We start from the raw sequence: 13,611 nt of genomic DNA, 5'->3' as shown, positions 1-13,611 counted from the left end.
CCAGACGGCATGGCCCGTTGGGCCTAGCCTGTGGTGGCCGGATCGGTGATGACGATCCCGTCACATCGAGGAACCCGGCCACGAACGGGGGTCGACATGGCAGGAGAGCGTGAGCTCGCACCGGGCCGTTCACCGGGCGTCGACCGCCGGGCCGTGCTGCGCACTGGCCGTCACATGGCCTGGTCACTGCCGGCAGTTCACGTGGTGCTGCAGTCCCCCGCGTACGCGACCTCGGGCCCGGCCGCCCTCTCGGTGACCGCGAGCGGCCACGCCCTCGGCGACCGCGCCCTCCGCAGCGAGGAGACGCCGTCCAGCCGTTTCGTCGTGACCACCACGGTCGCCAACCTCAACAGCGACCCCACCGACGACCTGCAGGTCGCCTTCAGGATGGGTGACGGCGTCGCCGCCACCGTGTCGCCACCGGACGGCTGGACCGTGGTCTCGGGCAACGGCACCCACCTCATCGTCCTCAGCGTCGACAGCGAGCTCGCCGGGAACGCGTCGACCGGTCCCTGCCAGTGCGTCTTCGAGAGCACCGGGCCAACCGGCGGCCGACCGGTGACGGTCAGCATCCGCGCGACACCGGGCGGGGCCGGCGTCCCGGGCACGGCCGTCGCGTCCGTGGCCGTCTGAGCCGGCCACTTCCGAACGCTTCCCCTGCGGAGACACCGTGCGTCGCCCGGCTCAGTCGCCGGTGGCCCGACCGCCCCAGATCCTCGCCAGCACCCGCAGGTCCTCGGCCACGTCCTCGCGGTAGGACGTGTAGAAGGGGTCGAAGGGCGTGCGCGAGTGGTAGCCGCGTACGGTCCGGGCCTGCACCGAGACGAGCCGTCCGGCGGCCCGTGAGAAGAAGTCGCGGTGGTCGACCATCCGCAGCCGCTCGTCCCACCGCACCCGCCGCACCGACTCGGTGCGGGCGAGATAGAGCTGCGGCGTCTTCGGGACGACCGGCAGCCCACCCACGAGGGTGCCGTAGGGAAGCACCGGCTCCGCCGCTCCCGCGAAGAGAGCCGACGCGTCGTGCGCCTCGACGGCTCGCCACCTCGGAAGGTCGATCCGCGTGAACGCCACGAGGTCGACCTCGGGGTGGTCGTCGAGGAAGTTCATCGCTGCGACGACGTCGGTCGCTGCGGTGAGGACGATGTCGTCGTCGGAGACGAGGACGAGCTCGGTGGTGACGGCATCGAGCGCGGCGTTGCGGCCCACCGGAACACCGCTGTTGAACGGCAGCGCCAGGACGTCGACCCCGGGGCCGAGGTCGAGCGTCGGCTGCCGCGAGTCGTCGGCGACGACGATCCGGCCCTCGAAGACGGTGCGGGCGCTCGCGAGGCACCGCCGCAGGACGGCCGGCCGCTCGAAGGTCTTGACCGTCATCGTCACCCGGCGGGCGACCTCCGCCCGCTCCTCCGGCGTGGCGCGGCCGTGGCGTATCCGGTCAAGAGGACGCACCACGGCGAGCTGGGCCGTCTCGGCGAGTCGGTAGGTCGCGCGGAGCGGACGCCCGAACCGTCCACGCATGGCGCGCTTGATCCTGCGGACGTCCACGAGCCCTCCCTCACACCGTGCGGGCTCCCATGATCTCCTCCGCACAGGCGAACGGGACGGCATACCGCAAAAGAGGTATGCCGTCCCGTCACCGTGGTCCGAAAGGACCGGGGCTCACTCGTCGCCGGAGGCGTCTCCCGAGTCCGAGCGCTGACCGCGACCCCGGCCACCGCGGCGGCGGTTGCGCTGGCGACGCTCGCCACGCTCCTCGCCACCCTCGGCCTGGCCGGCCTCGTCCGAGACGTCCGAGGCGGTGTCCGCGGACGTCTCGACGTCCGCGTCGTCCGAGCCGTTGTCGCCGGCGGGGGCGTCGCCCTCGCCCTCGGCGAGGACCGCGGCGAGCGAGAGCTTGCCGCGCGGGTCGATCTCCTTGAGCTCGACCTGGACCTTCTGGCCGACCGCGAGGACGTCCTCGACCGCGTCGATCCGCTTGCCACCGACGAGCTTGCGCACCTCGGAGATGTGGAGCAGACCGTCCTTGCCCGGGAGCAGGGAGATGAACGCGCCGAAGGTCGTCGTCTTGACGACGGTGCCGAGGAAGCGCTCGCCGACCTCGGGCATCTGCGGGTTGGCGATGGCGTTGATGGCCGCGCGGGCCGCCTCGGCCGACGGGCCATCGGTCGCACCGATGTAGATGGTGCCGTCGTCCTCGATCGAGATCTGGGCGCCGGTGTCGTCCTGGATCTGGTTGATCATCTTGCCCTTCGGGCCGATGACCTCGCCGATCTTGTCGACCGGGACCGTCACCGAGATGACGCGAGGTGCGAAGGGGCTCATCTCGTCGGGCGCGTCGATGGCCTCGTTCATGACGTCGAGGATGTGCAGACGGGCCTCACGGGCCTGGGTGAGCGCGCCACCGAGGACGTCGGCGGGGATGCCGTCGAGCTTGGTGTCGAGCTGGATGGCCGTGACGAACTCGCGCGTGCCGGCGACCTTGAAGTCCATGTCGCCGAACGCGTCCTCGGCGCCGAGGATGTCGGTGAGCGCGGCGTACTGGGTCTCACCGTCGACCTCGGCCGACACGAGGCCCATGGCGATGCCGGCGACCGGGGCGCGCAGCGGCACGCCGGCGTTGAGCAGCGACAGGGTCGAGGCGCAGACCGAGCCCATGGACGTCGACCCGTTGGAGCCGAGGGCCTCGGACACCTGGCGGATCGCGTAGGGGAACTCCTCGCGGGTCGGCAGGACCGGCATGAGGGCACGCTCGGCGAGCGCCCCATGGCCGATCTCGCGACGCTTCGGCGAACCGACGCGACCGGTCTCGCCGGTGGAGAACGGCGGGAAGTTGTAGTTGTGCATGTAGCGCTTGCGCGTCACGGGCGACAGCGTGTCGAGCTGCTGCTCCATGCGGAGCATGTTGAGCGTCGTGACACCCATGATCTGGGTCTCGCCGCGCTCGAAGATCGCCGAGCCGTGGACGCGGGGCAGGACCTCGACCTCGGCGCTCAGGGCGCGGATGTCGGCGAGGCCGCGGCCGTCGATGCGGACCTTGTCGCGCAGGATGCGCTCGCGGACGAGCTTCTTCTGCACGGCGCGGTAGGCCGCGGAGACCTCCTTCTCGCGACCGGCGAACGCGCCGGCCTTGCCGTCGCCCGACTCCGGGTTGAAGTCGCCGACGAGTTCGAGGTGCAGCTCGGACTTGATCTCGTCGAGACGGTCCTCGCGCTCCTGCTTGCCCGCGATCTGCATGGCCTCGCCGGCCTTGCCGGCGACGGCGGCGTCGACCGCGGCATACACGTCGTCCTCGTAGTCGAGGAAGATCGGGAACTCCTGGATCGGCTTCGCGGCCTTGGCGGCGAGCTCGGCCTGCGCCTCGCAGAGGGCGCGGATGAACTTCTTCGACGCCTCGAGGCCCTCGGCGACAACCTCCTCGGTGGGAGCCGTCTTGCCCTCGTTCTTGACGAGGTCCCAGGTGTACTCGGTGGACTCGGCCTCGACCATCATGATCGCGACGTCGTCACCGGCGACACGGCCGGCGACGACCATGTCGAACGTGGAGCGCTCGATGTCCGAGAACTGCGGGAACGCGACCCACTGGCCGTCGATGAGCGACAGGCGGGTGGCGCCGATCGGGCCGGAGAACGGCAGACCGGAGATCTGCGTTGAGGCCGAGGCGGCGTTGATCGCGAGGACGTCGTACTGGGCGTCCGGGTTGAGCGCGAGGACGGAGATGACGACCTGGACCTCGTTGCGCAGGCCCTTCTTGAAGGTCGGGCGCAGCGGGCGGTCGATGAGACGGCAGGTGAGGATCGCCTCGGTGGAGGGGCGGCCCTCGCGACGGAAGAACGAGCCGGGGATCTTGCCCGCGGCATACATGCGCTCCTCGACGTCGACCGTCAGGGGGAAGAAGTCGAAGCCCTCGCGGGGGTGCTTCCCGGCGGTGGTGGTGGAGAGGAGCATCGTGTCCTCGTCCAGGTAGGCGGCGACGGCGCCGCCGGCCTGCTTGGCCAGACGCCCGGTCTCGAACCGGACGGTGCGGGTGCCGAACGAGCCGTTGTCGATGGTGGCTTCGGCGAAGGTGATCTCAGGACCCTCCATGGGTCCTCCTTTTCTTGAGTTCCTGCGAACCTCGTGCATCGTCGTTGTGCACGGGCGGTCTTCTGGTGGTGCTGGGTGCTGGTGTCGCTATGAAGTTGTCGCAGGGCGTGGCCCTACACATCCGAAAGAGCGGCCCTCCAGGAGTGGAGAGCCGCTCCGACGGAAATCGGGGGCGTCAGCGACGCAGGCCGAGGCGCTTGATCAGCGAGCGGTAGCGCTCGATGTCGATGCTCTCGAGGTAGCGGAGCAGGCGACGGCGGCGGCCGACGAGGAGCAGCAGGCCACGACGGCTGTGGTGGTCGTGCTTGTGCTCGCGGGAGTGCTCGGTGAGGTCGAGGATGCGCTGGGTGAGGAGCGCGATCTGGACCTCGGGGGAGCCGGTGTCGCCCTCGGTCGTGGCGTACTCGGACATGATCTTCTTCTTGACGTCTGCGTCCAAAGGCATGGGCGACTGACTCCTTCTCTGGCGGTTGCGCGGCGCTCCCGGGCTGGTTCACCGGGGCTCTCTGGGTCCGCGGCCGGTTCTCACGGCCCCCCAAGGTTAGCAGCGCGCCTCGCGTGCCCCTAATTGCCGGAGGCGACCCGTATGCCGGTCAGTCGCGGCACGATGACGTGAAGGGCCTCGTCGATCTCGGCGGCGCATCGGCGTGCGGCCGACGTCCCCTGCCGGAACGGGTCGGCCACGTCCCAGCTCAGGCTGTCCGGGCGGCTCACGGCGAGGGCGGCGTCGAGGGCGGCCAGCCCTTCGCCGTCGGCTGGGCTGCGACCGAGGGCGTCGGCGAGCTGCCGCAGCCCGAAGACCTTCGGCGCGTGCTCGGGCCACCGCTCAGTGATGCGGAGCCGGTGCGCGAACTCGAGGGTGAGCACGACGTCGGCGGCGTCGAGGATCTCGGCGGACACGGCCCGGCTGAGGTGCCCGTGGCCGTGGGCCCCGCGCGACTCGAGCTCGCGGGCCATGGTCGGGTCCATGGCGTTGCCCGGGAAGCCCGGCACTCCGGCGCTGGAGACGTCCAAGGGCAACGACGTCGACAACTCCCCCGCGAGCTGCCTCGCCCGGTGCTCGGCGTATGGCGACCGGCTGATGTTGGCAGTGCACACGAAGAGAACGTTGAGCGCCCCAAGAGGGGAGCGCCGACGAGCACGCCGTGTCACAGCCACGCTCGCTGCCACAGTCAGCGTCCGCGGTCACGGGACGCAGTAGCGATCCTTGTCGCACGGCGGGAACGTGGTCGAGAACGGGATCCTGATCCAGCCCTCGCCGAAGTTCGTTGCCGGCGGCTTGGGCACATAGGGGTGATCGGGGTCGGATCCCGGCGTCGACGTGTGGCCCCACGCAAGGTAGAGGTTGCCCGACGCTGTGAAGTTCGCACTGTTGCTGCTGGAGGCGTCGATGATGAGCTGAACCGTCTGACCGGGCTGGATGAGGATGCTCGTCGGAAGCGGAGTGTAGACCGGCGGCTCGCCGACCTGCGGCTCGTACTGGACGGCGTCGCCGTAGGCGAAGGTGACCCCCGACTGCGAACTGGTGACGATGCTGAAGATCGGCGTGAGGTCGCCGGTGGCCCGCGTGTAGACGTAGATGGGCTTCGTCGATGTGTTCGTCACGCTCACGAGGAAGGAGTAGCCCTTGTTGAAGCCATACGGCTCGCACGAGTTGCCCGGCTGCTTGCACGCCCCGAGGAAGTTGCCTGTCGGCCCGCCCCCGGAGGCGGCGTAAGCGGGAGTGGCCATGACCAGCGGCACGGCGGGCACCGTCCACGCTGCTCCCTTGGCGATGGTGCGCCGTGAAATGCGCCGTTCCTCGCGCTGTTCGGTCATCGGACTCTCCCCTGGAAATGGTCAGTCGGCCAGCAGTGCGAAGGTAGTCCCGGACGCAAGGCGCTGTCCGGCATTCGTGGGGTGGGGGCCCCAAATAGGCCCACCTTGACCATCCCGGAGTCCTCAGTGGGGCTAGTCAGTGCAAGCCAGCAGGCCGGTCTCGACGAGGCGGACGAGGTAGGCCTCGACGTCCTCGACAATCTGCTCGCGTGCCAGGCCCATCGCGCGGGCGACGGCGGCGGCCACGTCCGTCTCGCCCTCGGCGGCGAAGGTCCAGATGAGGGCGGCCGTGCCCTCGAGGGCCACCGGCGGTCCGTCGGGAAGTCGCATGAGGAAGACCTGGGGCAGGCCGTCGTCGTCGCGCTCGACGTGGGCGACTCGCTCTGGGACGGAGTAGGCCGTCACCGGCCTCTCCTCTCCCGGGCCGCGGCCCGAAGCAGTATGACCAACTCACGTGCCCCAGCACGGGATCGCGAGAAGTATGCCGCAGCGAGCTCGCGTGGCGTCGGAGGCCTGCCGAGGCGCCGCTCCATCCGTCGCCGGTTCGGCACGAGCAGGTGGATGGTCGTGCGGACCTTCGCCCGTCGCGTGGGTGCGGCACGGACCCTGGCCAGCAGGATCCGGGCCCGAGAGGTCTCCCGGGTGGAGAGCACCCGCCACAGGTCGTGACCGGGCCTGTCGGTGAAACCGCCGAGGCGACCGGTCCCAGCCGCGAGCGCCACCTCGGCGCCCACGTCGCGCGCCAGGGCCAGAAGCTCCTCACGCTCCTCGTCGGTGGCCTCGTCCCAGCTGCGACGGACGTCGGGCGAGGCCAGCGCGCCGGCCCTCGCGGCGTGGACGATGAGCAGGAGCCGCTGCGCGGCCAGCGAGGGCACGGGGCACGCGACTCCCGCGATGTCCGAGACGTGTCGGTCGGCCCACAGCCGGTCGAAGGCGGCCTCCCCACCGTCGACCCCCGGGAAGCTGCGGTGCACGTCGACCGGTGCGAGCACGGCATGGACCAAGGTCGACGCGTGCTCGAAGGCGGAACCGTCCTCGAAGCGGTACATCGTCGTCCACCCGTGGCCATGCATCGCCGAGAGAAGCCGGTGCACGTGGCTGGGCCGCACGAGGACGTCGGCATCGATGCTCTGCCGCTCTCCACCGGCGAGGCGGTCGTCGACGGACGGCCCCTTCACATGCAGCAGGTCGACCCCCGAGTCCTCGGCAAGCACCTGGAGGGTGGCGTGCGAGAAGCGGATGCCGACCGACCGAGGCATGACGGGGTCGTCCACGCCACGACATTAGCGAGTCACCCGTGCGCCTGTCCGCCCGCTGATAACCTGCGGGCGTCCGGCCCGACGAGGGCACCGTTCGCTCGTGGGGGTGGCACGTGAAGGTCGTCGTGACCGGCGGGGCGGGGTTCATCGGCGCGAACCTCGGACGCGAGCTGCTGCGGCGCGACGAGGTCGACGAGGTCGTCGCCCTCGACGACCTGTCGACCGGTTCGAAGGACAACCTCGCCGGCACCGGTGTGACCCTCCTCGAAGGCACCATCCTCGACCCCGACATCCTCGACGCCGCCTGCGAGGGTGCCGACGCGGTCGTCCACCTCGGTGCGCTGCCGTCGGTGCCGCGGTCCGTGCGTGACCCGCTCGCATCGCACCACGCCAATGCCACGGGCACCCTCGAGGTCCTCCAGGCCGCCCGACGTGCCGGCGGCCTGCATGTCGTCTCGGCCTCGTCGTCGTCGGTCTACGGAGCGAACCGCGAGCTGCCCAAGCGCGAGAGCATGCGCACCGCCCCGATCTCCCCGTATGCCGTGAGCAAGCAGGCGACCGAGGCCTACACGTTGTCCTTCGGGCACACCTACGGCCTGCCCACGATCGCCTTCCGGTTCTTCAACGTCTACGGGCCCCTGCAGGCGGCCGGGCACGCCTACGCCGCCGTGCTCCCGACCTTCATCGACGCCGCGCGGCGCGGACGACCCCTCACCATCCACGGCGACGGTGGGCAGACCCGCGACTTCACGTTCGTCGGCACGGTCACCCGGGTGCTCGCCGACGCCGTGGTGCGCAGGGTCACCGACCTCGAACCGGTCAACCTCGCCTTCGGCAGCCGCACCTCTCTCAACGGCGTCGTCGACGAGCTCGAGGAGATCCTGGGCTTCCGGCCGGAGGTCGAGCACGTCGAGCCCCGCGCGGGTGACGTCCGCGACTCTCAGGCCGACAACTCCCGGCTGCTCTCCCACTTCCCCGACGTGGAGCCCGTGCCGCTTCGCGACGGCCTGCGAGCGACCGTGGAATGGTTCCGGACTCTCCCCGACGACGACTGACCCGGGCACGCCGTCGTGCACCGTCTGTGGCGTGACGTCGGCTGGACCGGGGCGCTCGTCCTGGCCGTGCTGGCCTCGTGGATGCTCTGGTCCCTCGCAGGCGCGGCGCGCGCCGACCTCGGCCTCCGGCCGGCCCTCCCCTACCTGCTGTGTCCACCGGTCCTCGTCGCCGGTGTCGTCGCGGGCATGACCCTGCGGCGGCACGCCCTGTCGCCGGGCATGCCCGTCGCGCTGCTCGTCACGTCGTGCGCACTCGTCCTCGGCGCAGTGCTCGTCGTCGAGCCCGGCAAGGCGCCGCTCGGCTACGCCAACGCCAACGCCGCGATGGCGGTGCAGCTGGCCGCACTCGCAGGGCTCGCGCTCCTCGCACGGCCCACCGATGGAGCCGGGGTCACGGGGCGCGAGGCGGACCGGGGGTCGCACGCACTGCTCGTCGCCACCATCCTGCTCGCCGCATCCGCCGTCGTCCTCAACCGGTCCGCAGCCGGGGTCGCGGTGGTGCTGCAGGTGCTGCTCGCAGTCGCGATCGCCGTCCGGCGCCGTCCCACTGCGACCTGGTGGCGCCTCGCTGCGACGGGACTCGGAGCGCTCACCTGCGCGGTCGCCGGAACCGTGATCGTGCAGGCGGCGCGCGCTCCCGCCTTCCCGGGATGGGCGGTGGCGGCCTTCGACCCCGTGCGTGAGCAGCTCTGGCACGACGCCGTCGCCCTCTGGCGGGCACAGCCGCTCGCAGGATCGGGCCCGGGGTCGTTCGCGCAATCGACCTCGCTGTCGCGAGATCCTGACACCTTGGCCGCGCACTCGTCCGTGCTCCAGCTCGGGGCCGAGACAGGTTGGGTCGGCGTGGGGTTCCTCGCCCTCGTCGGCCTCGCCGGCCTCCTCTGGGTCGCGCGCGGCAATGCTGCCGAGGCGGTCGTGGGTGCGGCCGCCTGGACCGCCCTCTTCGTCCACTCCACCGCTGACCACCTCGTCGAGTTCGGGCCGGTCGTCCTCCTCGCCGGCGCCGTCGTGGGTTGGGCCGGCGCGAGTGCTCGCTCAGAAGAGCTCGACGTCACCGAGCGTGAGCGCCCACTCCCCGGGTGACGGCGGCGAGGCCGCCAGTGGCCGGGTGGTGAGGAGCGGACCCTGCTTCGGCAGCGGGAGAAGGCCCGCGGATCGGCCCGTGCGCAGCCCGATCGCGTAGTCCGCCCCGGTGTTGGCGAGGACCCGACGGACGAGACGGGCCCCTGTGGCCACGTCCGGGACGAGCTGCTCGAGGATCGCGGCCTCGACCGCGGCTCCGCGGCGACGCAACCGGAAGACGACGCCACCAGCCGACGGGTCCCCCTCGGACGCGAGGGCCACCCGGTAGTGCAGCGGCTCGAAGCGGGTGCGCCAGGCGAGGTAGTCCGGCGTCCGGCGGGTTCGCACGCCGGACGTCGTGTCGTGGCGCAGCAGCTGCTCGGCGAGATCGGGTGTGGCGAACGCGTCGCGGGCGTCGAGGCCGACGTCGGTGGGCTCGGACCACAGGCTCGCCGGCACCTTGGAGGTCGCCATCGACACGAGCGCGCGCGGACCGCGGGGCAGGACGCCGACGGGCAGTCGGCGGGCGAGCGTCCAGCCCATCTTGAGGTAGCCCGGGCGGCTCCGGTCGTTGGGTGTGTTGAAGACGATGCCGTCCCCGGCCAGCGTCAGCTCGGCCACACCCTGGAGGGTGAGGGTGCGGAAGATCCCGAGGCCCCGGTAGTCCGGGTCGGTCGCGGTGTCGACGGCACGGACCGCCCGCAGGACCTTGCCGTCAGGTCGCAGGAACTCCCATCGAAGGAAGGTGCGGTAGCCCACGACGACGCCGTCGTGCAGCGCCACCCAAGCGGGTGAGGCACCGAAGGCATTGTCCCGGTGCTTCCACCTGAGGAAGGACTCGTAGTGCGGGTCGTCGACCTTGCCCAGCGACGCCCTCAGCATGGAAAGGACGGTGGCGTCGTCGTCGGGCTCGGCACGCCTGACGACGAGGTCCTGCGCCGTGACCGAACCCATCCCTGCCCCCGTCCGTCGTTGGTAGCCTCAGCGAGTCTAGGGCGGCGCACGGGGCGTCCGCCGGGCTTCGGCGAGGCGAGCAGGGAGGGCGCGAGTGGCTGCTGCTCCCCCGCCCGCCCGGCGCGTGCGCGTCCTCTGGCTCGTCAAGGGCCTCGGCCCCGGTGGCGCCGAGCAGCTGCTCCTGCTCGCCGCCGGGGTCGTGGACCGGGAGAGCTTCGACTACCGCGTCGCCTACCTGCGGGCGGACAAGACGCACCTCGTCCCCGAGCTCGAGGCCGCCGGCCTCACCCCCGAGCGACTCGGTGCGCGCACGACGCGGCCAGGTGGCTGGGTCGCCGACCTCGCCAAGGCCATGGGCGAGGTCGACGTCGTGCACGCGCACTCCCCCGTCCTCGCGTCGACGGCCCGCCTCCTCGCCCGCGCGATCCCGCGGTCGCGCCGGCCTGTCGTCGTCACGACCGAGCACAACGAGTGGACGAGCCACCGGCGCCCGACCCGGCTCCTCAACGCGGCGACCGCACCGCTCGACACGCACCACTGGGCCGTGAGCGAGCAGGTCCGCGACACGATCTGGCCCTCGCGCCGCGACGGCTTCGAGGTGCTCATCCACGGCATCGACCCCGACGTCGTGCGACCGCGCGAGGACGCCCGCAGCACCCTGCGCGCCGAGCTCGGAGCCGGTGACGACGACGTCGTCTCGCTCACCGTCGCCAACCTGCGCCGCAACAAGGACTACCCCACCCTGCTGCGCGCCGCCCGGATCGCGCTCGACCGCGAGCCGCAGCTGCGCTTCGCCGCGGTCGGCCAGGGCCCGCTCGTCGACGAGGTGACGGACCTGCACGCGTCGCTCGGCCTCGGCGAACGGTTCCGGCTGCTCGGCTTCCGCCGCGACGTCCACGACCTCATGGCGGCCGCGGATGTCTTCACCCTCGCCTCGGCCCACGAAGGGCTCCCGGTCGCGGTCATGGAAGCCTTCGCCAGCGGGCTGCCCGTCGTCGCGACGACCGTCGGCGGCCTGCCGCACCAGGTCGAGGACGGCGTCCACGGCCTCCTCGTCCCACCCGGGGACCCCAAGGCCCTCGCCGACGCCCTCACGACCCTAGCCGGCGACGCGGACCTCCGCAGGCGAATGGGCGAGGCGGCCCGGGAGCGGTCGACGGCATACGACATCCGAAGGGCCGTCGCAGAGCAGGAACGCGTGTATGCCGTCCTGTCTCCCCGCGCGCGGCGCTAGCCGCCCAGGCCCGCGGCCTTGCCGAGCCGGACGGCGGTGGCGTAGGCACGTTCCGGACCGAGACCGCCGGTGAGCTTGGCACCGAAGAACTCGATCGGGTCGGACTGGCGCACGGGGACGCGAGAGAGCCGCATCCGGTCGGTGTCGGGTGCGTTGCGGCCCAGACGTCCCGTCGAGGCGCTGCGGAAGCGGGTTCGCAGCGCCTCCTCCATCGCCGGGACCGGCACCCCCCAGGGATAGGTGAAGTGGTGTGGCGAGACTCCGAGGTGGTCCTCGATGGCCTCGGTGCACCGGTCGAGGTCGTCCTCCCCCAGCACCTCGGGACGGACGTGCCCATGAGTGTGGTTGCCCACGGTGCACAGGCCCGAGGCGACCAGCTCGCCCAGCTGGCTCCAGGTCATGCCTCGTCCGGCACGGCCCTTGGCGGTCGACCCCTCCCAGACCATCGTCTCGCCGACGAAGGCAGAGGCGAGGTAGACGGTGAACGGCAGGCCGCGCTCCCGCAGCAGCGGCCATGCGTTGGCGTGGACGTCGTCGAAGCCGTCGTCGAAGGTCAGCACGACGCTCGGGCGGGTGTCGCCCTCGTCGAGCCGGTCGAGCGCCACGTCGAGCGTGACGACGTCGTGGTCCACGAGGACGTCGAGCTGCCGCTCGAACGCGTCGGTGGGCAGGTCGAGTTCGTCCTGGGTCCCGCCACCGACACGGTGGTAGATGAGCAGGCTGGCTCCCGAGGCGGGGGTGTGCCTGGACGTGCGGACCAGCGCCTGCTTCAGCCGACGGCGCAGCCCGCCGTGGTCATCGACGGGCACGGCTCAGCTCCCTGCGCCGGGACGGAATCTGTTCGGTGATCCGCTCCACGCTCGGCAGGGCCAGCAGGATGAGGAAGAAGGGGATCATGAGGACACGCTGGCGCGCGAGGATCCCGAAGTTGCCGAAGCCCGAGAACGCCCAGATGAAGGCTGCGGTGTAGGTGAGGGCGAACGTCACGTAGGGCGTCCGGCGCAGGACGCTGGAAAGCCGGCGCAGCTGTGGCCAAGCGTGCACGGCGAGGGCGAGCAACAGCAGCCCTTCAAGGCTCTGGACGAGCATCTGAGCGTTGTTCGCCTCCCAGGGAAAGGGCCGAAGCAGCACCGTAGCGACGGCGCCCGGGATGTCAACGGGCGAGCTGATCGGCGTCGGGTCGAATGTGGACGTCCCACCCTCGCTGGCCTGCTCAGACGCGGAGTCGACGGTGTCGGACACGGCTTGCAGCGAGAGGTCGTCGATGCCGAGGAACGATGCCGACTGGCTGGTCAGGACGACCGCCGAGATACCTAGGAGGACGACACCGAAGGCCTTACTGACGATTCCGGTGCTGCGGTCCGCTGTCGGGCGGAACAGTTGGGCCACGAAGAGCGACGCGAAGAGCAGTACTGAGAGGTGTGGTCGGAGCAGTGCTGTTCCGGCCGCTCCAACGAGGAGCAGCGCGAAGGCGCCCTTCTGGCGGGCGAAGAACTTGGCCGCACCGAGGGCCGTCGCGCCCACGAAGAACATGAGCCACGACTCCTTGCCGATGCTGGATGGCCAGTAAAGGAGCGAGGGGATGAGGAATATCAAGAGGGCGTACCGCTTGTGGTTGCCGCGCGGCAGGGCGACGCAATAGGCCCGGTAGAGGAGGTACTGCCCCCAGAACGCGAAGGCTGCGAAGACGACGAAGCCCGAGAGAGGTGAGGGCCCGACCACGGTGTAAAGAGCGGTGGTGAGGACCTCCATCCATTGCGTTCCCTGCTTGCCCGCAATCTCGAACGAGAAAACACCCTCTCGCCAGGACTTGTACTGGCTCGCCGCCACGAGGTTGTAGCGCTCGGCATCGGCGGCACCCGCATAGACGATGTAGGCGACGTAGTAGCGGGCGAGCGCTCCGGCCATCTTGAGCGCAAAGCCAAAGGCGAGGAGGCTCGCGAACCACGGCTCCTCGTGCCTCTTTGCCACGTGCCGGATCAGGGCGATGTTAAGAGCGAGGACGACGGGGATGACCATCACCGCGCCCCAGAAGTTGTAGGAGTTGCTGCCGACCGCTGCCCTGAACAGGGCGGCCGTGCCCACGCCGACCACCACGGCGAGTGCCAGGGCGATCGCCCGGCGCCTCGTCCAGGAACTCACGGCG

General features: G+C 70.9%; 14 protein-coding genes. 4 read left to right on the top strand and 10 right to left on the bottom strand.

What is annotated here, in order from left to right; all coding sequences use genetic code 11:
- Positions 1-96: 96 nt before the first annotated feature.
- Positions 97-633 (top strand): hypothetical protein, encoded by a 537-nt coding sequence (locus tag N798_RS15350; protein ID WP_156971764.1) that lies wholly within the window; start codon positions 97-99, stop codon positions 631-633.
- 51 nt (positions 634-684) lie between these two features.
- Here the strand turns inward: N798_RS15350 and N798_RS15345 are convergent, their stop codons facing one another.
- The 7 genes from N798_RS15345 to N798_RS15315 all read right to left on the bottom strand — a co-directional run bounded on the left by N798_RS15345 (position 685) and on the right by N798_RS15315 (position 7,175).
- Positions 685-1,545, bottom strand: a complete 861-nt coding sequence (locus N798_RS15345; RefSeq protein ID WP_035950118.1) for a glycosyltransferase family 2 protein — start codon at positions 1,543-1,545, stop codon at positions 685-687.
- A 114-nt stretch (positions 1,546-1,659) separates the two neighbouring features.
- Positions 1,660-4,083 carry a polyribonucleotide nucleotidyltransferase gene (locus N798_RS15340; protein WP_035950116.1) on the bottom strand — a complete coding sequence of 808 codons (2,424 nt, stop codon included), beginning with the start codon at positions 4,081-4,083 and terminating at the stop codon, positions 1,660-1,662.
- 175 nt (positions 4,084-4,258) lie between these two features.
- Positions 4,259-4,528: a 30S ribosomal protein S15 gene (rpsO, locus tag N798_RS15335; protein WP_035910946.1), complete on the bottom strand. Its 270-nt coding sequence runs from the start codon at positions 4,526-4,528 to the stop codon at positions 4,259-4,261.
- A 119-nt stretch (positions 4,529-4,647) separates the two neighbouring features.
- Entirely contained in the window at positions 4,648-5,181 is a 534-nt protein-coding gene (locus N798_RS15330) for an arsenate-mycothiol transferase ArsC (RefSeq protein ID WP_035950114.1), read from the bottom strand.
- 87 nt (positions 5,182-5,268) lie between these two features.
- Positions 5,269-5,901, bottom strand: a complete 633-nt coding sequence (locus tag N798_RS15325; protein WP_035950112.1) for a hypothetical protein — start codon at positions 5,899-5,901, stop codon at positions 5,269-5,271.
- Between the two features lie 132 nt (positions 5,902-6,033).
- Positions 6,034-6,306, bottom strand: coding sequence for a PqqD family protein (locus N798_RS15320; RefSeq protein WP_035950108.1), 273 nt, complete (start codon positions 6,304-6,306; stop codon positions 6,034-6,036).
- Positions 6,303-7,175: a nucleotidyltransferase family protein gene (locus N798_RS15315; protein ID WP_229708300.1), complete on the bottom strand. Its 873-nt coding sequence runs from the start codon at positions 7,173-7,175 to the stop codon at positions 6,303-6,305. The genes N798_RS15320 and N798_RS15315 overlap by 4 nt, the downstream gene beginning before the upstream one ends.
- 98 nt (positions 7,176-7,273) lie before the next feature.
- Between N798_RS15315 and N798_RS15310 the strand changes: the two genes are divergently transcribed.
- Positions 7,274-8,215, top strand: a complete 942-nt coding sequence (locus N798_RS15310) for an NAD-dependent epimerase/dehydratase family protein (protein ID WP_035950105.1) — start codon at positions 7,274-7,276, stop codon at positions 8,213-8,215.
- A 15-nt stretch (positions 8,216-8,230) separates the two neighbouring features.
- A complete protein-coding gene (locus N798_RS15305) occupies positions 8,231-9,298 on the top strand; it encodes an O-antigen ligase family protein (protein WP_035950102.1) in 1,068 nt (355 codons plus the stop codon).
- On the opposite strand, the gene N798_RS15300 is transcribed toward N798_RS15305, so the two are convergent.
- Entirely contained in the window at positions 9,251-10,231 is a 981-nt protein-coding gene (locus N798_RS15300; protein ID WP_035950099.1) for a GNAT family N-acetyltransferase, read from the bottom strand. The two genes, N798_RS15305 and N798_RS15300, sit on opposite strands and share 48 nt — an antisense overlap.
- 94 nt (positions 10,232-10,325) lie before the next feature.
- Here N798_RS15300 and N798_RS15295 point away from each other — a divergent pair, with 94 nt between their 5' ends.
- The gene (locus N798_RS15295; protein ID WP_035950097.1) at positions 10,326-11,465 is read left to right on the top strand and encodes a glycosyltransferase; all 1,140 of its coding nucleotides are present in this window, start codon (positions 10,326-10,328) and stop codon (positions 11,463-11,465) included.
- Here the strand turns inward: N798_RS15295 and N798_RS15290 are convergent.
- Both N798_RS15290 and N798_RS15285 read right to left on the bottom strand, forming a co-directional pair.
- Entirely contained in the window at positions 11,462-12,274 is an 813-nt protein-coding gene (locus N798_RS15290; protein WP_035950094.1) for a polysaccharide deacetylase family protein, read from the bottom strand. The genes N798_RS15295 and N798_RS15290 overlap by 4 nt on opposite strands.
- Positions 12,261-13,607: a hypothetical protein gene (locus N798_RS15285; RefSeq protein ID WP_052117435.1), complete on the bottom strand. Its 1,347-nt coding sequence runs from the start codon at positions 13,605-13,607 to the stop codon at positions 12,261-12,263. The genes N798_RS15290 and N798_RS15285 overlap by 14 nt, the downstream gene beginning before the upstream one ends.
- Between the last annotated feature and the right edge of the window lie 4 nt (positions 13,608-13,611).

Origin of the sequence: Knoellia flava TL1, assembly GCF_000768675.1 — a bacterium.
Lineage (GTDB): Bacteria > Actinomycetota > Actinomycetes > Actinomycetales > Dermatophilaceae > Knoellia > Knoellia flava.
Note: the sequence above shows the minus strand (reverse complement) of the source record. Positions and strands in the feature narration are given on the sequence as shown.